The 19,273-nt window shown below is 72.7% G+C and carries 18 protein-coding genes and 1 tRNA gene; 15 read left to right on the top strand and 4 right to left on the bottom strand.

Annotation, left to right across the window (positions count from 1 at the left end; genetic code table 11):
- Positions 1-68 precede the first annotated feature (68 nt).
- Together V3C34_RS15935 and pth are read left to right on the top strand one after the other, a co-directional pair.
- Positions 69-761, top strand: coding sequence for a 50S ribosomal protein L25/general stress protein Ctc (locus V3C34_RS15935; RefSeq protein ID WP_338537652.1), 693 nt, complete (start codon positions 69-71; stop codon positions 759-761).
- Between the two features lie 186 nt (positions 762-947).
- A complete protein-coding gene (gene pth / locus V3C34_RS15930) occupies positions 948-1,538 on the top strand; it encodes an aminoacyl-tRNA hydrolase (protein WP_346007628.1) in 591 nt (196 codons plus the stop codon).
- Between the two features lie 105 nt (positions 1,539-1,643).
- Here the strand turns inward: pth and V3C34_RS15925 are convergent, their stop codons facing one another.
- From V3C34_RS15925 to V3C34_RS15915, 3 genes are all read right to left on the bottom strand, one after another.
- The gene (locus tag V3C34_RS15925; protein WP_170307542.1) at positions 1,644-1,802 is read right to left on the bottom strand and encodes a hypothetical protein; all 159 of its coding nucleotides are present in this window, start codon (positions 1,800-1,802) and stop codon (positions 1,644-1,646) included.
- A gap of 2 nt (positions 1,803-1,804) precedes the next feature.
- Complete coding sequence (locus V3C34_RS15920; RefSeq protein WP_068423718.1) at positions 1,805-2,521, bottom strand: PspA/IM30 family protein; 717 nt, start codon at positions 2,519-2,521, stop codon at positions 1,805-1,807.
- 78 nt (positions 2,522-2,599) lie between these two features.
- On the bottom strand, positions 2,600-4,645 hold the full coding sequence (locus tag V3C34_RS15915) for a TPM domain-containing protein (RefSeq protein WP_346007627.1): 2,046 nt from the start codon (positions 4,643-4,645) through the stop codon (positions 2,600-2,602).
- 97 nt (positions 4,646-4,742) lie between these two features.
- On the opposite strand from V3C34_RS15915, the gene mfd reads away from it, so the two are divergent.
- From mfd to V3C34_RS15870, 9 genes are all read left to right on the top strand, one after another.
- The gene (gene mfd, locus V3C34_RS15910) at positions 4,743-8,378 is read left to right on the top strand and encodes a transcription-repair coupling factor (RefSeq protein WP_346007626.1); all 3,636 of its coding nucleotides are present in this window, start codon (positions 4,743-4,745) and stop codon (positions 8,376-8,378) included.
- A 25-nt stretch (positions 8,379-8,403) separates the two neighbouring features.
- Positions 8,404-8,979: a hypothetical protein gene (locus V3C34_RS15905; RefSeq protein WP_170307538.1), complete on the top strand. Its 576-nt coding sequence runs from the start codon at positions 8,404-8,406 to the stop codon at positions 8,977-8,979.
- The gene (locus V3C34_RS15900; protein ID WP_346008573.1) at positions 8,925-9,743 is read left to right on the top strand and encodes a MazG nucleotide pyrophosphohydrolase domain-containing protein; all 819 of its coding nucleotides are present in this window, start codon (positions 8,925-8,927) and stop codon (positions 9,741-9,743) included. The genes V3C34_RS15905 and V3C34_RS15900 overlap by 55 nt, the downstream gene beginning before the upstream one ends.
- A gap of 10 nt (positions 9,744-9,753) precedes the next feature.
- Positions 9,754-10,878 (top strand): GNAT family N-acetyltransferase, encoded by a 1,125-nt coding sequence (locus V3C34_RS15895; RefSeq protein ID WP_346007625.1) that lies wholly within the window; start codon positions 9,754-9,756, stop codon positions 10,876-10,878.
- A gap of 100 nt (positions 10,879-10,978) precedes the next feature.
- Complete coding sequence (gene eno / locus V3C34_RS15890) at positions 10,979-12,259, top strand: phosphopyruvate hydratase (protein WP_068321619.1); 1,281 nt, start codon at positions 10,979-10,981, stop codon at positions 12,257-12,259.
- Positions 12,260-12,267: 8 nt separating this feature from the next.
- Positions 12,268-12,804, top strand: coding sequence for a septum formation initiator family protein (locus V3C34_RS15885; protein ID WP_338537659.1), 537 nt, complete (start codon positions 12,268-12,270; stop codon positions 12,802-12,804).
- Entirely contained in the window at positions 12,801-13,337 is a 537-nt protein-coding gene (locus tag V3C34_RS15880) for a DUF501 domain-containing protein (RefSeq protein ID WP_068321626.1), read from the top strand. Before V3C34_RS15885 ends, V3C34_RS15880 begins: the two co-directional genes overlap by 4 nt.
- On the top strand, positions 13,334-14,317 hold the full coding sequence (locus V3C34_RS15875; protein ID WP_346007624.1) for a Ppx/GppA phosphatase family protein: 984 nt from the start codon (positions 13,334-13,336) through the stop codon (positions 14,315-14,317). The genes V3C34_RS15880 and V3C34_RS15875 overlap by 4 nt, the downstream gene beginning before the upstream one ends.
- A 12-nt stretch (positions 14,318-14,329) precedes the next feature.
- Positions 14,330-14,404 (top strand) — tRNA-Leu (locus V3C34_RS15870).
- Positions 14,405-14,425: 21 nt separating this feature from the next.
- Here the strand turns inward: V3C34_RS15870 and V3C34_RS15865 are convergent.
- On the bottom strand, positions 14,426-15,259 hold the full coding sequence (locus tag V3C34_RS15865; RefSeq protein ID WP_346007623.1) for a siderophore-interacting protein: 834 nt from the start codon (positions 15,257-15,259) through the stop codon (positions 14,426-14,428).
- Positions 15,260-15,339: 80 nt separating this feature from the next.
- Here V3C34_RS15865 and V3C34_RS15860 point away from each other — a divergent pair, with 80 nt between their 5' ends.
- The 4 genes from V3C34_RS15860 (at position 15,340) to V3C34_RS15845 (ending at position 19,213) form a co-directional block, all read left to right on the top strand.
- Positions 15,340-16,722: a cystathionine beta-synthase gene (locus V3C34_RS15860; protein WP_346007622.1), complete on the top strand. Its 1,383-nt coding sequence runs from the start codon at positions 15,340-15,342 to the stop codon at positions 16,720-16,722.
- Positions 16,723-16,728: 6 nt separating this feature from the next.
- Entirely contained in the window at positions 16,729-17,910 is a 1,182-nt protein-coding gene (locus V3C34_RS15855) for a cystathionine gamma-synthase (protein WP_068321639.1), read from the top strand.
- A 107-nt stretch (positions 17,911-18,017) separates the two neighbouring features.
- Positions 18,018-18,956 carry a Bax inhibitor-1/YccA family protein gene (locus V3C34_RS15850; protein WP_068423729.1) on the top strand — a complete coding sequence of 313 codons (939 nt, stop codon included), beginning with the start codon at positions 18,018-18,020 and terminating at the stop codon, positions 18,954-18,956.
- Positions 18,953-19,213, top strand: a complete 261-nt coding sequence (locus V3C34_RS15845; protein ID WP_068423730.1) for a hypothetical protein — start codon at positions 18,953-18,955, stop codon at positions 19,211-19,213. Before V3C34_RS15850 ends, V3C34_RS15845 begins: the two co-directional genes overlap by 4 nt.
- The last annotated feature ends 60 nt before the right edge of the window (positions 19,214-19,273 follow it).

Genomic DNA, 19,273 nt, shown 5'->3' with positions numbered 1-19,273 from the left:
CGTCGAGGCCACCGCCCGAGACTCGCCCGCTCCCTTCGCGGGCACACCCCCACGACAAGGAGCACCACATGTCCAGCGACGAGATCCGCCTGGTTTCCGACAAGCGCACCGAGTTCGGCAAGGGCGCGGCCCGCAAGCTGCGCCGCGCCAACAAGGTCCCCGCGGTCCTCTACGGCCACGGCGAGGCCCCCATCCACCTCGCGCTGCCCTTCCACGACACCTTCCAGGCGCTGAAGAACCCCAACGCCCTGCTCACCATCGCCGTCGACGGCGAGGGCGACCAGCTGGCCCTGGCCAAGGACGTCCAGCGCGACCCGATCAAGCCGATCATCGAGCACGTCGACCTCGTCATCGTCAAGCGCGGCGAGAAGGTCACCGTCGAGGTCCCCGTCCACGTCGAGGGCGATGCGGCTCCCGAGACCGTCGTGACGCTCGACGCCCAGACCCTCGAGATCGAGGCCGACGTCACCAACCTGCCCGAGGGCCTCACCGTCTCCGTCGAGGGCCTCGAGGTCGGCACCCAGGTCCTGGCGAGCCAGGTCGAGATGCCCGCCGGCGCGACCCTCGTCTCCGACCCGGAGCTGCTCGTCGTCAACATCACCCAGCAGATCTCCGCGGAGGAGCTGGAGGCCGAGCTCGCCGAGGCCGAGGCCGAGGCCGGCATTGAGCACGACGAGTCCGACGCCGAGGCCGCAGAGGCCGCAGAGGGCGCCGAGGGCGAGTCCTCCGAGGGTGGCGAGGAGTCCTCCGAGCAGGAGTGACCCCACACCGACCCGTCTCGAAGGGCGTTCCCTGAGGAGGCCGCTCGCGGCCGTCTCGAAGGCGTTCCCTGAGGAGGCCGCTCGCGGCCGTCTCGAAGGGCGGGACCTCCACCACGGAGGTCCCGCCCTTCGTCCGTCTGCAGCAGGCGCAGGACCCGCCTGCTGCATTGCCTAGAGTGGGGCCCCGTGAGTGATGACACCTGGCTCGTGATCGGTCTCGGCAACCCCGGACCGCAGTACGCGGGCAACCGGCACAATGTCGGCGCGATGGTGGTCGAGCACCTCGCCGAGCGCGCGGGGGCGAGGCTGCGCAGCCACAAGGCCGGCGCCGCGGCGGAGTCGATCCGGCTCGGGCCGATGCCCGGGACGCGCGCGATCATCGCCATCCCGAGCTCGTACATGAATCTCTCCGGCGGCCCGACCAAGGGTCTCGCGAGCTTCTTCTCCGTCCCGCCCGAGCGCACGATCGTGCTGCACGACGAGCTCGACATCCCCTTCGGCGAGGTGCGGCTCAAGCTCGGCGGCGGCGAAGGGGGGCACAACGGCCTGCGCTCGATCTCCAGCAGCTTCGGGACCAAGGACTACCTGCGGGTGCGCGTGGGCATCGGCCGTCCGCCCGGTCGCATGGACGCCGCCGCGTACGTGCTGAAGGACTTCAGCCCGACCGAGCGCAAGGAGCTGCCCTTCCTCGTCGACGACGCGGCCGACGCGGTCGAGCTGCTCATCGACAAGGGCCTGACCGACGCGCAGCAGGTCGTCCACGCCCCGCGCGTCTGACCCCCGATACGAGAACCTGCTCCGCGCCCTGCAGAGGGTCACGTCATGCACGAAGACGGTGATTTTCGTGCATGACGTGACCCTCTGCCGCGGTGCGTCGGGTGGCTACCCGGCGCCCGCGTTGTTGTTGTGGACATGCACGGCCTCGGCGACGCCCTTGGCGTGCCCGTCGATGTCGGACGAGCTCATCGAGCCACCGCGACGCGCGATGACCGCGCCGAGCCCGGCGATGGCGGCGGCGATGCCGCCCAGCAGCCACCACATGCTCAGGCCTGCTTGCGCAGGGCGGCCAGGCGCGCCTCGATCTCGGCGTCCTGGCTGTGGTCCTCGAGCTCGGCGAACTGGTCCTCGAGGGAGGTCGACTGCGCCTCGGCGCGGCCCTGGACGAGCGCCTCCTGCTGGCGGATGCGGTCCTCGAAGCGACCCAGCTCGCTCGTCGGGTCCATGACGTCGATGGAGCCGATGGCCTCCTGGACGCGGGACTGGGCCTCGGCCGAGCGGGCGCGGGCGACGAGGGTCGAGCGGCGGGACTTCAGGTCCTCGAGCTTGGTCTTCATCTGCACGAGACCGGACTTGAGCTGCTCGACCTGCGCGTTCTGCTGCGCGATGGCCGGCTCGGCCTCCTTGGCCTCGCCCTCGTGCTGGATCTGGCGCTGCAGGGCGACGCGGGCGAGGTTGGTGAACTTCTCGGCACCGGCGGTGTCACCGGCGGCGGTGAGCTCGTCGGCCTTCGCGGCCGCGGCAGCGGCCTTGCGCCCCCACTCGGTGGCGGCCTCCTGGTCGGCCTTGAGGTCGCCCTCGGCCATGCGCGTGTGCGCGATGGTCTGGGCCACGGCCTCCTCAGCCTCGGCGATGGAGTTGGTGTAGTCCCGGACGAGCTGGTCGAGCATCTTCTCCGGGTCCTCGGCGCGGTCGAGGAGGGCGTTGATGTTGGCCTTGGCCAGCTGGCTGACGCGGCCGAGGATGGTCTGCTTCTTGGTCATCGTGCGTTCCTCCTGGCGGTGGGACCGCCGGTCGTGGTGCCTGGTGATCGGTTCACGTGCTGGTGCTGGTTCCCCCGGTCAGAAGCGACCACCCCCGCCGAAGCCGCCGCCCCCGCCGCCCCCGCCGCCGCCGAAGCCGCCCCCGAACCCGCCGGAGGAGCCGCCCCAGCCGCCGCCCCGGCCACCGAAGCCGCCGGAGAGGATGCCGCCGAGGACGAGGGAGCCGATGTCGATGCCGCTCCTGCCGCGGGGGGTGCTCCCGCCGAAGCCGCCCCAGTCGTCGTCCCGGGAGTGCAGGTTGCCGGCCACGCGCTCGGCGAGGACCTCGGCCTCGGTGAGGTGCTCGGCGGCCAGGTCGAGGTTGCGCTCGCGCTCGCCGTGGGCCAGCGACAGCAGGCGGGAGGCCTCGCGCAGCTGGGTGCGCGGCTCGGCGTCGACCCACCCGCGCACGCTGTCCAGCTCGCGCTCGAGGGTGACGATGCGGGAGCGCACGTGCTCGTAGCGTCGGTCGAACTTCTCCACCCTGGCGCCGGCGCGGTCGGCGTCCTTGCGGTACCGCTCGAGGGCGGTGTCGAGGTAGTGCTCGGCGCGCTCGAGGGTGCTCAGGGCGCCGATGACGTCGCCGCCGCCACGGGCCCGGGTGCCGATCTCGACGGCGCGCTGCGCCTCGGCGACCGCGGAGAGGGTCATCTGGTCGTTGGCCTGCAGTCGCGTGGCGTCGAGCAGGTCGGAGGAGATCGAGGCCAGGGCCTGGTCGAGGGCCGCGGCGGCGTCGGCCAGCACGGCGCGCGCGGACAGGACCGTCTCGAGTCGGCTGTCCGCCTGGCCGAGGGCGTCCTCAGCGGCCCGGGCGGCCGCGACCGCCGACGGACGGTCGCCGGCCTGCACGTGCTGCTCCCCGGTGGTGACGAAACCGCGCGCCGACTGGATGAGGCGGGGCGCCTGCTCGACGTTGGCCACGAGCGTGGTGAGCGCATCGCGGGCGTGGGTCGCGGACAGCCCCGCGAGCTCCTGCTGCGCGACCGGCACCCGGGCCTCGACCTCGGCGACCCGGGTCCGCAGCGAGGCGAGGAACTGCGGGACGGTGGCCTCCAGGTCGCGCAGCCTGGCGAACTCGGCCTCCTGGGCGTCGAGCTCGGCGTCCGCTGACCGGGTCAGCTCGAGGACCTGCGCCAGCCGCGCGCGTTCCTCGGCCTCGACGAGGCGGCCTGCTCCGCGGGCGACGTCGAGCTCCTGCTGGATGCGAAAGGCCTCGGCGGCCCGGCCACGGGCCGCCTCGAGCGCGGCGGTGAACTGCTGGGTCGCCTGCTCGCCGAACTGGGCCTGCGCGAAGGACAGCTCCTGACCCGAGGCGCGGATCGCGTTGTCGAGGTCGACGAGGGCCGTCGCGACCTGCTGGCGCAGCTGGTCGGTGGGGACGGAGGGCAGGACAGGCTCGGGCTGGCCGATCGGCGGGGCCGCGGGCTGGGGGTCGCGGCGCCCGCGGACGGCGCCGATGACCTTGCCGATGACCGGCAGGAGGAACATCCCGACCAGCAGGAGGGGGAAGAAGGAGAAGAGGTTGAACCCGCCGAGGATGCCGCCGCCACTGCCACCGCTGCTGTCGCCGTAGCGCTCGTCGAGGCCCTGCGCCGCGGCGGTCACGGCACCGTCCCAGTCGTCCCGGCCCAGCCGCGGCTCGACGTCGGCGGTCTGGACCTGCGTCAGCAGGTCCGGGGTGACGCCGGCGCCCTCCTGGGCCCACATGCCGTAGGCGCGGTCCTCGACGGCGACGGCGAGCAGCACGTCGTTGGTCCCGAAGCCGGACTCCTCGTAGGTCGCCCTGACCCACTCCTCGCCGGACCGCCCGTCGAAGCTGTCGACGTAGACGACCCACAGCTGGATGCCGCGCTCGCGCTGGAGGGTGTCGAGGTCGTCCTGCAGGGCGCCCTCGTCGAGGACGTCCGCCCGGTCGGTGATCTGCTCCGGCAGGGAGAAGGGGGCCTCCGCGGGGGCGGCGGCGACCGTGACCTGCGGTGGGGCGGAGCTGGTCATCGCGCCTGCCGGCGAGGCGCCGAGCACCAGTGCGGCAGCACCCGCGAGGCCGCACAGGACCCCGCCCAGACGTCGCGTGCGGTCGGTCATCCGGTGCCCTGCCCCTTGGTGCGCGAGCCCCCGGCCTGTCGCCGGAGCCCAGTGCTTGCTGAGTATTACAGACACGTGCGGCAGAATCATGGCCAGCATGACTTCCTCCCTCGCCCCGCTCCTGAGTGCGATCGCCGGCCTGCCCGGTCTCGCCGACATCCCACGACACCGCGACGCCAGCGACCTGGTCGACATCGTCGCGCCCACCGGTCTGCGGGCGCCCACGGTCGCCTGCATCGGTGGCGACCGCGCCTCGCACGCACCGAGGCTCGTCGTCACCTCGACCGCGCGCGAGGCCGACGACATCGCCACCGCGCTCGGCGAGCTCGTCGGCCACGAGCAGGTGGTCACCTTCCCGAGCTGGGAGACGCTGCCGCACGAGCGGCTCAGCCCCCGCAGCGACACCGTCGGCCGTCGGCTGGCCGTCCTGCGCCGGCTGGCGCACCCCGACGCGGGGGAGGGCCACGGCCGGCCCGGTTACGTCATCGCCTCGGTCCGGGCCGTCCTGCAGCCGATCGCCAAGGGCCTGGCCGACCTCGAGCCGGTGCGGCTGCGCGTCGGCGACGAGGCGGCGCTCACCGAGGTCACCGAGGCGCTCGCGGGTGCCGCCTACGTGCGCACCGACCTCGTCGAGCGCCGCGGTGAGTTCGCGGTCCGCGGCGGCATCCTCGACGTCTTCCCGCCGACCGAGGAGCACCCCGTCCGGGTCGAGTTCTTCGGCGACACGGTCGACGAGATCCGGTGGTTCAAGGTCGCCGACCAGCGCAGCCTCGACACGGCGATCGAGATGTGGGCCCCGCCCTGCCGGGAGGTCCTGCTGACCGACACCGTGCGTCGACGCGCGGCGACCCTCGCGGGGGAGCTGCCCGGCGTCGCCGACATGCTCCTCAAGGTCGCCGAGGGCATCGCCGTGGAGGGCATGGAGTCACTCGCGCCCGCCCTCGTCGACGGCATGGAGTCGGTCCTCGACGTCCTGCCGCAGGGCGCCGGTGTCGTCGTCCTCGACCCCGAGCGGGTGCGCGCTCGCGCGCACGACCTCGTCTCGACGAGCGAGGAGTTCCTCCAGGCCAGCTGGGCCAACGCCGCCGCGGGCAACGCCGTCCCGATCGACCTCGAGGGCGTGCTCGGCACGGCCTCCCACTGGACCCTGGGGCAGGCCCGCGACCACGCGCTCGAGATCGGGCTGCCGTGGTGGAGCGTCACCCCCTTCGCCGTCGACGACGAGCTCGCGGCCATCGCCGCCGACCTGGACGACCGGGTCGACCACGACCACGTGGGCCTGCGGGTGCCGGCCGAGGAGCCGCCGCACTTCCGCGGCAACACCGAGGCCGCGATCGCCCAGCTGCGCGAGTGGACCGGGGAGGGCTGGCAGGTGCTGATCGCCACCGACGGCCCGGGACTCGTCAAGCGCGTCACCGAGGTCCTCGGTGACGCGGGCGTCCCGACCCGCGTCGCGGACGAGGGGGAGCCGGTCACGCTCACGGCGGGCGTCGTCGCGCTCACCCGGGCCAGCCTCGGCACGGGGTTCGTCGTGCCCGAGCGGCGGTTCGCCGTGCTCACCGAGGCCGACCTGCTCGGCTCGAGCGGGGCCGGGGCGAGCACGCGCGACATGCGCCGGATGCCCTCGCGCCGGCGCAAGCAGGTCGACCCGCTCCAGCTGCGTCCCGGGGACCACGTCGTCCACGAGCAGCACGGCGTCGGGTCCTTCGTCGAGATGATCCAGCGGACCGTGCAGGGCGCGACCCGTGAGTACCTCGTCATCGAGTACGCCCCGTCCCGCAAGGGGCACCCCGGCGACCGGCTCTTCGTGCCGACCGATCAGCTCGACCAGGTGACCCGCTACGTGGGCGGCGACGCCCCGCCGCTCAACAAGATGGGCGGCAGCGACTGGCACAAGACCAAGTCGCGCGCCAAGCGCCACGTGCGCCAGATCGCCGGTGAGCTCATCCGTCTCTACAGCGCGCGCATGGCGACGCCCGGCCACGCCTTCGGCCCGGACACCCCGTGGCAGCGCGAGCTCGAGGACGCCTTCGCCCACATCGAGACGCCCGACCAGCTGACCACCATCGACGAGGTCAAGGACGACATGGAGAAGACGGTCCCGATGGACCGCCTGATCTGCGGCGACGTCGGCTACGGCAAGACCGAGATCGCGGTCCGGGCGGCCTTCAAGGCGATCCAGGACGGCAAGCAGGTCGCCGTCCTGGTACCGACGACCCTGCTCGTGCAGCAGCACCTCAACACCTTCTCCGAGCGGTACGCCGGCTTCCCCGTCACGGTCAAGGCGCTCAGCCGCTTCCAGACCGACAAGCAGGCCAAGGAGGTGCTCGAGGGCATGGAGTCCGGTGCGGTCGACCTCGTCATCGGCACCCACCGGATCCTCGGCAACGAGGTGAAGTTCAAGGACCTCGGCCTGGTCATCATCGACGAGGAGCAGCGCTTCGGCGTCGAGCACAAGGAGCAGCTCAAGGCGATGCGCACCAACGTCGACGTGCTCGCCATGTCGGCCACGCCGATCCCGCGCACCCTCGAGATGGCGGTCACGGGCATCCGCGAGATGTCGACGCTCGCCACGCCCCCGGAGGAGCGCCACCCGGTGCTCACCTTCGTCGGCGGCTACGAGGAGAAGCAGGTCGCCGCCGCGATCCACCGCGAGCTCATGCGCGAGGGCCAGGTCTTCTACGTGCACAACAACGTCAGCACGATCGAGCGGACGGCGGCCCGCATCCGCGAGCTCGTGCCCGACGCCCGCGTCGAGACCGCCCACGGCAAGATGGGCGAGCACCGGCTCGAGCAGGTCGTCCTCGACTTCTGGGAGCGGCGCTTCGACGTCCTCGTGTGCACGACGATCGTCGAGACCGGCCTGGACATCTCCAACGCCAACACGCTGATCCTCGACCGCGCCGACCGCTTCGGCCTGAGCCAGCTGCACCAGCTGCGCGGCCGCGTCGGGCGCGGGCGCGAGCGCGCCTACGCCTACTTCCTCTACCCGCCGGACAAGCCGCTCACGGAGATGGCCCACGACCGCCTCGAGACGATCGCGAGCAACACCGACCTCGGCGCCGGCATGCAGGTGGCGATGAAGGACCTCGAGATCCGCGGCGCGGGCAACCTGCTCGGCGGCGAGCAGTCCGGCCACATCGCGGGCGTCGGTTTCGACCTGTACGTGCGGATGGTCGGCGAGGCCGTCGCGGACTTCAAGGGCGAAGGGGAGGCCGCGCCGGCCGAGGTCAAGATCGAGCTGCCCGTCGACGCCCACCTGCCGCACGAGTACATCCCGGGGGAGCGGCTGCGGCTGGAGGCGTACAAGAAGCTCGCGTCCGCGGAGACCGAGGCCGACCTCACCGAGATCCTCGAGGAGCTCACCGACCGCTACGGCCAGCCGCCGGAGCCGGTGCGCAACCTCGTCGAGGTCGCCCGCCTGCGGATCGTCGTGCGCTCGGCCGGACTGACCGATGTCGTGGCCCAGGGGGCCAACGTGCGCTTCGCCCCGGCCCGGCTCCGCGAGAGCCAGGAGCTGCGGCTGGCCCGCCTCTACCCCAGGTCGAGCTACAAGGAGGGCACCCAGACGGTGCTCGTCCCCAAGCCCACGACCGCGCGCATCGGGGGGACCCCGCTGCGGGACACCGCGGTGCTCACGTGGGCCACTGACCTCATCCGTCAGGTCATGCTCGATGATGTCATCGTGGACAGCGGGGCGACGGCGCCCCGAGACACCTCGCGCTCGCGCTGAGGACCGGACGAAAGGGACCCACACCGTGCTCCGTCGACAGCCCCTCGCTCGCCCCGCCCGGGCGATCGCCCTCGCAGCCGCTGCGACCCTCGCCCTCTCGGCGTGCGGCGGCTCCGCCAACGACCCGGTGGACGTGGACGGCTCCGGCAGCGACGCCGTCGCGGCCAAGGTCGGCGACGAGGTGGTCACCGTCGGCGACGTGCAGCGCACCACCCGCGAGCTGGGCACGGTCATCGAGGCGCAGAGCCAGGGCCAGCCCGGTCAGGAGATCACCGCGGACCAGGTCGTCGCCCTCCTCGTGCAGGTGCCGTCGGTCCTCGAGTTCGCCGACGAGCAGGGCACCCCCGTCCCGTCGGCCGGGAGCGTGCGCCAGCAGCTCGCGCAGGTCCTGCCCTCCCCGTCGGACACGACCGTCGACTTCCTGCGGGCCAACTCGCTCAACTCCCAGCTCGACGAGGCCGCCCGCAAGGAGCTGAGCGCGTACGTCCAGGAGCAGGACGTGACCGTCAGCCCCCGGTACGCCGCCGCCGTCGGCGAGTCGCCCGACTGGCTCCAGGAGCCCGCCGCGCAGGACGCCCAGCTGCCGACGGGCACGCCCTGACGGCCGGTCGCCTGGTCCTCCTGGCGACCAGCCCCCGCGTCTCGCCCGGCCTGCTCAGCCGGGATGCGTGGCGTGCCCTCGAGGCCGCCGACGCCGTCCTCGCTGCCGACCCGGGCGACGCCCTGCCGCTCGCGCTCGTCGACGACGGCGTCGCCGTCGAGACCATCGGGGCGCAGGCGCCCCACGAACGGGCGCGCCTGCTCGTCGAGGCCGCCCGGACCACGCAGGTGCTGTGGGTCGGCTCACCGGACGGTGACCCCGGCCTCAGCGATGCCGTCGCCGCGGAGGTCTCGCGGCTGGAGGACGCACCCGAGGTCGAGGTGCTCGTCGGCTCCTGGGACGTCGAGGGCGGTCGGCTGCTCGACGCCGTCGCCGTCATGGACCGCCTCCGCTCGTCCGGCGGGTGCGCCTGGGTCGCCGCGCAGGACCACGCGAGCCTGCTCCCCTTCGTCCTGGAGGAGGCGCACGAGGTGACCGAGGCGCTCGAGGCCGTCATCGCCGTCCCCGACGACGTCCGGCTGCGCGAGGAGCTGGTCGACGAGCTCGGCGACCTGCTCTTCCAGGTGCTCTTCCACGCCCGGGTCGCGGCCGACCACCCGGACGCCCCCTTCACCGTCGACGACGCGGCCGCCGCGCTCGTCGACAAGCTCGTGCGCCGCAACCCGCATGTCTTCGGCGACGCGACCGCCGAGACCCTCGAGGAGATCGAGGCGCAGTGGCAGGCGATCAAGGCGCAGGAGAGGTCCGAGCGGCCCGCTCCGTAAGGTCGTGCGCATGGACCAGCGCATCAGCTTCGTCACCCTGGCCGTCGCCGACCTCGACGCGACGCGCCGCTTCTACCTCGACGGGCTGGGGTGGCGCGCGGTTCTCGACGTCCCCGGCGAGGTGCTCATGATCCGCGTCGGCGAGCACCTCGTGCTCTCGCTGTGGGACGAGGACGAGTTCGAAGGGGAGGTCGGCCCGATCCGCGGCGGCCCGGGCATCGCGCCGGTCACCCTGGCGCACAATGTCGCCGGCGAGTCGGAGGTCGACGCGATCCTCGAGCTGGCCCGCGCCGCCGGCTCGCCCGAGGTGCAGCCGGCGCAGCGCCGCGACTGGGGCGGGTACACGGGCTACTTCGCCGACCCCGACGGGTTCCGCTGGGAGGTCGCGGTCAACCCGGGGCCGATCGGCCAGGTCGTGCTGCCGCCGGCGTCGCGCGACGAGGTGCGCGCGACCCCCTTCGGGCAGCCGGTCGGGCCCCCGGTCGACGGGTGGGCCGGGGCGCCGTGGCCGCAGGTCACGACGATCACCGGGAGCCACTGCACGCTCGAGGCGCTCGCGCCCGAGCACGCCCACACGTTGCGTCAGCAGGTCGCGGGGGAGGACCACGACGACCTGTGGACCTACCTCAAGGAGGAGCGCCCGGGCGATGCCGTCGCCTTCGACGCGTACATCGCCCGGCGCTGCGGGCCCGGCACGGTCGACGTCGTCGTCCGGGACGGCGAGGGCGTCGCCTGCGGGCTGGCCAGCCTGATGCGCATCGACGAGGCGAACGGCGTCGTCGAGATCGGCAACGTCCTCTTCGGTCCACGGCTGCAGCGCACCACCGCGGCGACGGAGGCCTTCTCGCTCCTCGCCCGGCACGTCTTCGACCTCGGGTACCGGCGCCTGGAGTGGAAGTGCGACTCCCTCAACGCCCCCTCGCGCCGGGCGGCGCAGCGCCTAGGGTTCACCTGCGAGGGCACCTTCCGCCGCCACGCCGTGACGAAGGGGAGGTCCCGCGACACCACGTGGTTCGCCATGGTCGTCGAGGACTGGCCGGCCATCCGGGCGGCGCACGACGCGTGGCTCGACCCGGCCAACTTCGACGACGGGGCGCAGCGGTCCCCCCTTCGGCCTCCCGTCGCAGGGGTGTGAGCCCGCCCGAGGTGCGGGTCGGTCTGCGCCCCGGTGCCGGCCAGCCGTTACGCTCGGAGCCACCCAACCCGTGTCATCGAGCACCACCTAGGAGCCGGTAGTGGCCAGCATCGAAGCAATTGGCGCGCGCGAGATCCTCGATTCGCGCGGCAACCCGACCGTCGAGGTCGAGATCGCCCTCGACGACGGCACCATCGCCCGGGCCGCGGTGCCCAGCGGTGCCTCCACCGGGGCCTTCGAGGCCGCCGAGCGCCGCGACGGTGACGACAAGCGCTACCTGGGCAAGGGCGTCGAGGACGCGGTCCGCGCGGTCGAGGACGACCTGATGCCCCGCCTCGTCGGCTTCGAGGCCAGCGAGCAGCGTCTCGTCGACGCCGAGATGCTCGCCCTCGATGGGACGGACAACAAGAGCTCGATCGGCGCGAACGCCATCCTCGGCGTCTCGCTCGCCGTCGCCAAGGCCGCCGCGGAGTCCGCGGGCCTGCCGCTCTTCCGCTACATCGGCGGCCCCAACGCGCACATCCTGCCCGTTCCGATGATGAACATCCTCAACGGTGGCTCCCACGCCGACTCCAACGTCGACATCCAGGAGTTCATGATCGCGCCCATCGGTGCGCCCTCCTTCCGCGAGGCGCTGCGCTGGGGCACGGAGGTCTACCACTCGCTCAAGGCCGTCCTCAAGGACAAGGGCCTGTCGACCGGCCTCGGCGACGAGGGCGGCTTCGCGCCCAACCTCGAGAGCAACCGCGAGGCGCTCGACCTCATCCTCGACGCCATCACCAAGGCCGGCTACGAGCCGGGCAAGGAGATCGCGCTCGCCCTCGACGTCGCGGCCAGCGAGCTGCACGAGGACGGCTCCTACACCTTCGAGGGCAAGCAGATCAGCTCCTCCGAGCTCGTCGACTACTACGCCGACCTCGTCGACGCCTACCCGCTCGTCTCCATCGAGGACCCGCTCGACGAGGAGGACTGGGAGGGCTGGCAGACGATGACCGAGCGCCTCGGCGACCGCGTCCAGATCGTCGGCGACGACCTCTTCGTCACCAACCCCGAGCGCCTGGCCCGTGGCATCGCGGACCGGGCCGCCAACGCGCTGCTGGTCAAGGTCAACCAGATCGGCTCGCTCACCGAGGCCCTCGACGCGGTCGCGCTCGCGACCCGCAGCGGCTTCGCCTCGATGATGAGCCACCGCTCCGGCGAGACCGAGGACGTGACCATCGCCGACCTGGCCGTCGCGACGAACTGCGGCCAGATCAAGACCGGCGCCCCGGCCCGCTCCGAGCGCGTGGCGAAGTACAACCAGCTCCTGCGCATCGAGGAGGAGCTCGACGACGCGGCGATCTACGCCGGCGCCGGCGCCTTCCCGCGCTTCAAGGGCTGATCCGGGACATGGCCGGGACACCGCGTCGCCGCCCTGCACGCACGAGCGCGCAGGGCGGGACGCGGCGACCCCGCGCGACCCGGCCCGCGGGTCGCGGCGCGCGCCCGACCCGCTCCCGCTCCGGCACCGCCGCCAAGGCGGCCCAGGAGCGTCGGGCCGTCATGACGACCCGACGCTGGGTGGTGCTCGTCTCCCTCGGCGTCCTGCTCGCCGTCATGCTCCTGCCGACCGGCAAGTCCTGGTACGACCAGCGCCAGCGCCTCGACGCGCTGCACGAGCAGGTCGCCGCGCAGGAGGCCAACGTCGCGGACCTCAAGCGCCAGCGCGACCTGTGGGAGACCGACGAGTACGTCGAGGCCCAGGCCCGGCAGCGGCTGAAGTTCGTCAAGCCGGGGGAGCGGACCTACACGGTCATCGACCCCGCAGGCGAGACCCCCGACGTCGACCCCGAGACGGGCACCGTCCAGGCCCCGGCGACGCAGCCGTGGTACGAGCAGGTCGCCTCCTCCGTCGAGGCCGCCGACGACCCGACCGCGGGCCGGTGAGCACCGACGAGCGGGGCAACGACCTGGAGCGGGTCGACCCGCAGGACCTCGAGACCGTCCACCGGCAGCTCGGCCGCCCGGCGCGGGCGACCGTCGCCGTCGCCCACAGGTGCCCCTGCGGCGGCCCGACGGTCCTGCGCACGGCCCCGCGCCTGCCCGACGGCACCCCCTTCCCGACGACGTACTACGCGACCTGCCCGCGCCTGACCGGCGCGATCTCGACGCTCGAGTCCAGCGGGCTCATGGCGCAGATGTCGCAGCGGCTGCTCGACGACGAGGACCTGGCCGCCCGGTACCGCGCGGCCCACGAGGACTACCTGCGTCGGCGGGCCGAGCTCGGCGACGTGCCCGAGGTGGAGGGGATCTCCGCGGGGGGCATGCCCACCCGCGTGAAGTGCCTGCACGTCCTCGTCGCGCACTCGCTGGCCGCCGGCCCCGGGGTCAACCCCCTGGGGGATGAGGCGCTCGACCTGCTGCCGCAGTGGTGGCACACCAGCCCGTGCGTGGGCCCGGACGAAGGGAGCGACGCATGAGAGTCGCAGCGATCGACTGCGGGACCAACTCGATCCGGCTGCTCGTCGCCGACCGCGACGAGGAGACCGGGACGCTGAGCGACGTCCTGCGCCGCATCGAGGTCGTGCGCCTGGGCGAAGGGGTCGACAGGACCGGTCAGCTCGGGGAGGAGGCGCTGCGGCGCACCCTGGCCGTGGCCGCCGAGTACGCGGCACAGTGCCGTGAGCTGGCGGTCGACCCGGGGGCCGTGCGCTTCGTCGCCACGTCGGCCTCGCGCGACGCCGACAACGCCGCGGACTTCGTCGCCGGTGTGCAGGAGGCCTTCGGTGACCTAGCCGTCACCCCTGAGGTCATCTCGGGGGACGAGGAGGCCCAGCTGAGCTTCGCGGGGGCCACTGGCGGGCTGCTCGACGCGGGCTTCGAGGGGCCGTACCTCGTCGTCGACATCGGCGGCGGCTCGACCGAGATCGTCCGCGGCACCCACGAGGTCGTGGCCGGCACCTCCCTCGACATCGGCTGCGTGCGACTCACCGAGCGGCACCACCGCACCGACCCACCCACGCAGGAGGTCATCGACGCCGCGCGCTTCGACATCGCCGAGGCGCTGGACCGGGCCGAGGCCGAGGTCGGGCTCGGCGGCATCCAGACCGTGGTCGGGCTCGCCGGGTCGGTGACGACCGTGACCGCCCAGGCCCTCGGCCTGGGCTCGTACGACCCCACGGCGATCCACCTCGCCCGGGTGCCGGTCGCACAGATGATGGAGTCCTGCGAGCGGCTCATCCTCAGTACCCGCGCCGAGCGGGCTGCGCAGCCCTACATGCACCCCGGCCGGGTCGACGTCATCGGCGCCGGCGCGCTCATCTGGTGGGAGATCCTGGAGCGGGCGCTCGGCGCCAACGGCCCCGACATCGTCGTCACCGCCTCCGAGCACGACATCCTCGACGGCATCGCGATGTCGATCGGCGCCGTCGCCGCGGAGGGCGTCGACCAGGCTGGCTAGTCTGACGGCCACGCCCCCGTAGCCCAACTGGCAGAGGCACGCCACTTAAAATGGTGCACGGTGCGGGTTCGAGTCCCGCCGGGGGTACGCGCGGACGACGACGGGTCGTCAGACCTCGATCCGGCCGACCGGTGTGCGCTTCTCCGCCTGGAAGGCGTCCTCGGTCCGACCTCGCGCCCAGTAGCCCGAGATCGACAGCGCCTCGCGGGGCACGCCCCGCTCCTCGAGGACCCGGCGCACGGCCTTGATCGACTCGCGCTCGCCGTGCGCGAAGACCTGCACGGTGCCCGCGTCGACCTGCTCCGGCCACGGCGCCGCGTCGACCGCGCGGGCGAGGAAACCGATGTCCGAGGGGTCGGGGTTGACGAGCCACTCGACGCGCACGCCCTCGGGTGCGGCCAGCTCGAGCACGTCCTCCGCCAGCCCCACCTCGACGAGCGCGACGCCCCGCGCGGACGCGGGGAGCGCCTCCAGCGAGGCGGCGATCGCCGGCAGCGCGGACAGGTCACCCGCGAAAAGGTGCCAGCCGACCTGCGGGTCGGGGGCGTAGCCGCCGCCCGGCCCCATGACGACGGCGACGTCACCCCCCTTCGCCCGCTGGGCCCAGGCTCCGGCGTACCCGACGTCGCCGTGCGTCACGACGTCCAGCGTCAACCGTCGCGCCTCGCGGTCGATCGCACGGACGGTGTAGGTGCGGGTCACCGGCTGCAGGTGCGCGGGCGCGCTCTCGCGGATCGCGGCGAGGTCGAAGGGGGGCTCCAGCCCGAGCTCGTCCGGCACGAAGAGCAGCTTGACGTACGCGTCGGTCGACTCCCGCGCGCCGAAGTCCGCCAGCGACTCGCCCTCGAGGACGAGCCGCACGAGGTGCGGCCCGAGCGGCTCTGCGGACTCGACCGTCAGCACGCGCTGGGGCCGGGGCGGACGTGCTGCGGGGGTCGTCATGAAACTAAGGCTACCCTTACGCGACCGTCGCGCTGCGACCCCCTTCGTGGGCCGTGGTGATCCGTGCCACGATGCTTGTCATGCAGATCGCCAGCCACGTCTCCGACCTGATCGGCAACACCCCGCTCGTCAGGCTCAGCTCCGTCGTCCCCGAGGGCTCCCCCCTCGTCGCGGCCAAGGTCGAGTACCTCAACCCCGGCGGCAGCATCAAGGACCGCATCGCCCGCAAGCTCATCGACGCGGCCGAGGCCTCCGGCGAGCTGAAGCCCGGTGGAACCATCGTCGAGCCGACCTCCGGCAACACCGGCGTCGGGCTGGCGCTCGTCGCGCAGGAGCGCGGCTACCGCTGCATCTTCGTCTGCCCCGACAAGGTTGGCAAGGACAAGATCGACGTGCTGCGGGCCTACGGTGCGGAGGTGCAGATCGTGCCGACCTCCGTCGCGCCGGACCACCCGGACAGCTACTACTCGGTGAGTGACCGGCTGACCGCCGAGATCGAGGGGGCGTGGAAGCCCAACCAGTTCTTCAACCTCAACGGGCCGCAGGCGCACTACGAGAGCACCGGCCCGGAGATCTGGGAGCAGACCGACGGGGAGATCACCCACCTCGTCGCGGGCATCGGCACCGGCGGCACGATCACCGGCACCGGGCGCTACCTCAAGGAGGTGTCCGGCGGCCGGGTCAAGATCATCGGCGCCGACCCCGAGGGCTCGGTCTACTCCGGCGGCACCGGCCGGCCGTACCTCGTCGAGGGCGTCGGCGAGGACATGTGGCCCGGTGCCTACGACCCGTCCGTGCCCGACGAGGTCATCGCGGTGGACGACCAGGAGGCCTTCGCGATGACGCGGCGCCTCGCGCGCGAGGAGGGCCTGCTCGTCGGTGGGTCGAGCGGCATGGCCGTCGTCGCGGCGCTGCGCGTCGCCGAGACCGCCGGCCCCGACGCCACAATCGTCGTCCTGCTGCCCGACGGCGGCCGCGGCTACCTCGGCAAGATCTTCGACGACGAGTGGATGGCCTCCTACGGCTTCCTGCCGGGTGACGCAGGCAGCGACGCCAGCGTGGGTGAGGTGCTCCGCGGCAAGTCCGGCGAGCTGCCCGACCTCGTGCACACGCACCCCAACGAGACGATCCGCGAGGCCATCGACATCCTGCGCGAGTACGGCGTCTCCCAGATGCCCGTCGTCGGCGCGGAGCCGCCGGTCGTCATCGGCGAGGTCGCGGGTGCGGTGACCGAGCGGGACCTGCTCACCGCCGTCTTCGAGGGGCACGCCTCGCTCGCCGACCCGGTGAGCGCGCACATGGGCGCCAAGCTGCCGCAGATCGGTGCCGCCGAGCCCGTCTCGGCCGCGACCGAGGCGCTCGAGCACGCCGACGCGCTGCTCGTCGTCGAGGGCGGCAAGCCGGCCGGCGTCATCACCCGGCAGGACCTGCTGGGCCACCTGTCCCACCGAGCGAAGGGCTGAGACACCATGGGTGAGCACAAGAGTGCGGCGGACGCCCGCGCCAGCCAGGGCTTCTCCACGCGAGCGATCCACGCGGGCTACGAGCCCGACCCGCTGACCGGTGCGGTCAACGTCCCGATCTACGCCAGCTCGACCTTCGCCCAGGACGGCGTGGGCGGCCTGCGGGGCGGCTTCGAGTACGCCCGTACCGGCAACCCGACCCGTCAGGCGCTCGAGGCCAACGCGGCGTCGATCGAAGGGGGGACCCACGGTCGTGCCTTCGCCTCCGGCATGGCGGCGACGGACGCGATCCTGCGGGCCTCCCTTCGCCCCGGGGACCACCTCGTCATCCCGGACGACGCGTACGGCGGCACCTTCCGGCTCATCGACAAGGTCTTCTCGCAGTGGGGGATCGAGCACACGCCGGCCCCCGTCGGCGACGTCGACGCGATCCGCGCGGCGATCCGGCCCACGACCAAGCTCGTGTGGCTCGAGACGCCGACCAACCCGCTGCTCAACATCGGGGACATCACGGCGGTCGCCGAGGTCGCCCACGCGGCCAGGGCCCGGTTGGTCGTCGACAACACCTTCGCCAGCCCGTACCTGCAGCAGCCGCTCTCCCTCGGCGCCGACGTCGTGCTGCACTCGAGCACGAAGTACCTCGGCGGACACAGCGACGTCGTCGGTGGCCTGCTCGTCACGGACGACGAGCAGATCGATGCCGACATCGCCTTCCTGCAGAACGGGTCCGGAGGCGTGCCCGGCCCCTTCGACGCGTACCTGACGATGCGTGGCATCAAGACGCTCGGGGTGCGCATGGACCGTCACTGCGACAACGCGGAGGCGGTCGTGGACCTGCTGTCCGCGCGCAAGGAGATCACCTCGGTCCTCTACCCGGGCCTGCCCGAGCACCCGGGTCACGACGTCGCGGCGCGGCAGATGACCCGGTACGGCGGGATGATCTCGGTGCGCATGGCCGGCGGGCGCGAGGCCGCGCAGCAGCTGTGCGCGCGGGCCGAGGTCTTCACCCTCGCCGAGTCCCTCGGCGGCATCGAGTCGCTCATCGAGCACCCCGGCGCGATGACGCACGCGTCGACCGCCGGCTCGATGCTCGAGGTGCCGGACGACCTGGTGCGCCTGTCCGTCGGCATCGAGGACTGCGCGGACATCCTCGCCGACCTCGAGCAGGCGCTCGACGGCCTGTCCTGAGGCCGGGATCGCCTGTGGAGGGCGGGAACACCGCGACGCGGTCGTGCGCTTAGTCTGGTACCAGTCAGCGGCGACCGCGTCGCGCCAGCCCCTCACCAGGAGCACACATGAGCAACCCGATCCTCGGCCGGGTCGAGCAGGATGCCCAGCGCGGGTACGCGGGCTTCCGTGACTCGAGCACCCAGTACCCGCAGCAGGGCTACCAGCAGCCCGGTTACCAGCAGCCCGGATACCAGCAGCCCGGATACCAACAGCCCGGCTTCCCGCAGCAGGGCTACGGCCAGCCCCAGCCCGGCTACGGCCAGCCCGGTCCCGTCGGCGGCTTCGGCGGGGGTGGCGGCGGTGGCCGCGCCCTGACGCTCGACGACGTCATGATCCGTACCGGTGCGCTCTTCGGCGTCATGCTCGCCGTGGCGGCGATCGGCTGGACGCTCACCTCGGTGGCGCCCGGCGTCGGCGGCATCATGATGATGGTCGGCCTCGTCGGCACCATCGGCATGAGCCTGTTCATGATGTTCCGGCGCAAGCCGGTCGGTGCGCCGCTCGCGGTCGCCTACGCCGCCCTGGAGGGCGCCTTCGTCGGCCCGATCAGCGGCATCTACCACCAGATCTACGACCCGGTGGGGACCAATGTCTTCGAGTCGATCGTCACCCAGGCGATCCTCGCGACGGTCTGCGTCTTCGCCGCGATGCTCACCCTGTACAAGACGGGCGTCATCAAGGTGACGCAGAAGTTCCGCGCCATCGTCAGCATGGCGATCCTCGGGTACTTCATCTTCTCGATGATCAACCTGGGCTACATGCTCTTCTTCGACGGCTCGCCCTTCGGCTTCGGTGGCACCGGCATGCTCGGCATCGCCATCTCGGTCTTCGGCACCGGCCTCGCGGCCGTGACGCTGGCGCTCGACTTCGACTCCATCGAGACTGCGATCCGCACGGGCGCCCCGGCGAGCTACGCGTGGCACCTGGCCATCGGTCTCCTCGTCACCCTCGTCTGGCTCTACCTCGAGCTGCTGCGCCTGCTGGCCCGGCTCCGCTCGGATTGATCCCGGACGACATCGCGACCGAGGTCGGCCGCGCGGTCCGCAGGTGGCAGCAGCTGCCACTGGACCGCGCGGCCGACGCGGTTGCGGGGGTGCACGACCTCCTCGAGGAGCTCGCGGGGGAGCGCCCGCCCGACCTGGGTCCGGCCGTGGTCATGGACCAGCTGCGGGTCGTCGTCTTCGACGCCTGCACAACGGGCGAAGGGGGCCCCACTCACCTCGCCCGGCGCCTCGCCGACCTGCGCCTCTCCTGGTCCTGACGAGGCCGCGAGAGGCTGCATTGCCCTAGGGGAATGCAGCCGGGGGGCCTCCCCTTCGCC

This window comes from Janibacter terrae (genome assembly GCF_039636765.1).
Lineage (GTDB): Bacteria > Actinomycetota > Actinomycetes > Actinomycetales > Dermatophilaceae > Janibacter > Janibacter terrae.
The sequence above is the reverse complement of the archived record's forward strand: the minus strand, read 5'-3'. Positions and strand labels throughout refer to the sequence as shown.

Coding starts and splice junctions, on each gene's coding strand:
- V3C34_RS15935 (WP_338537652.1), top strand. CDS start 69: ATGTCCAGCGACGAGATCCGCCTGGTTTCCGACAAGCGCACCGAGTTC.
- V3C34_RS15925 (WP_170307542.1), bottom strand. CDS start 1,802: ATGTGGTGGCTGCTGGGCGGCATCGCCGCCGCCATCGCCGGGCTCGGC.
- V3C34_RS15920 (WP_068423718.1), bottom strand. CDS start 2,521: ATGACCAAGAAGCAGACCATCCTCGGCCGCGTCAGCCAGCTGGCCAAG.
- V3C34_RS15915 (WP_346007627.1), bottom strand. CDS start 4,645: ATGACCGACCGCACGCGACGTCTGGGCGGGGTCCTGTGCGGCCTCGCG.
- mfd (WP_346007626.1), top strand. CDS start 4,743: ATGACTTCCTCCCTCGCCCCGCTCCTGAGTGCGATCGCCGGCCTGCCC.
- V3C34_RS15895 (WP_346007625.1), top strand. CDS start 9,754: ATGGACCAGCGCATCAGCTTCGTCACCCTGGCCGTCGCCGACCTCGAC.
- V3C34_RS15885 (WP_338537659.1), top strand. CDS start 12,268: ATGGCCGGGACACCGCGTCGCCGCCCTGCACGCACGAGCGCGCAGGGC.
- V3C34_RS15875 (WP_346007624.1), top strand. CDS start 13,334: ATGAGAGTCGCAGCGATCGACTGCGGGACCAACTCGATCCGGCTGCTC.
- V3C34_RS15865 (WP_346007623.1), bottom strand. CDS start 15,259: ATGACGACCCCCGCAGCACGTCCGCCCCGGCCCCAGCGCGTGCTGACG.
- V3C34_RS15860 (WP_346007622.1), top strand. CDS start 15,340: ATGCAGATCGCCAGCCACGTCTCCGACCTGATCGGCAACACCCCGCTC.
- V3C34_RS15855 (WP_068321639.1), top strand. CDS start 16,729: ATGGGTGAGCACAAGAGTGCGGCGGACGCCCGCGCCAGCCAGGGCTTC.
- V3C34_RS15850 (WP_068423729.1), top strand. CDS start 18,018: ATGAGCAACCCGATCCTCGGCCGGGTCGAGCAGGATGCCCAGCGCGGG.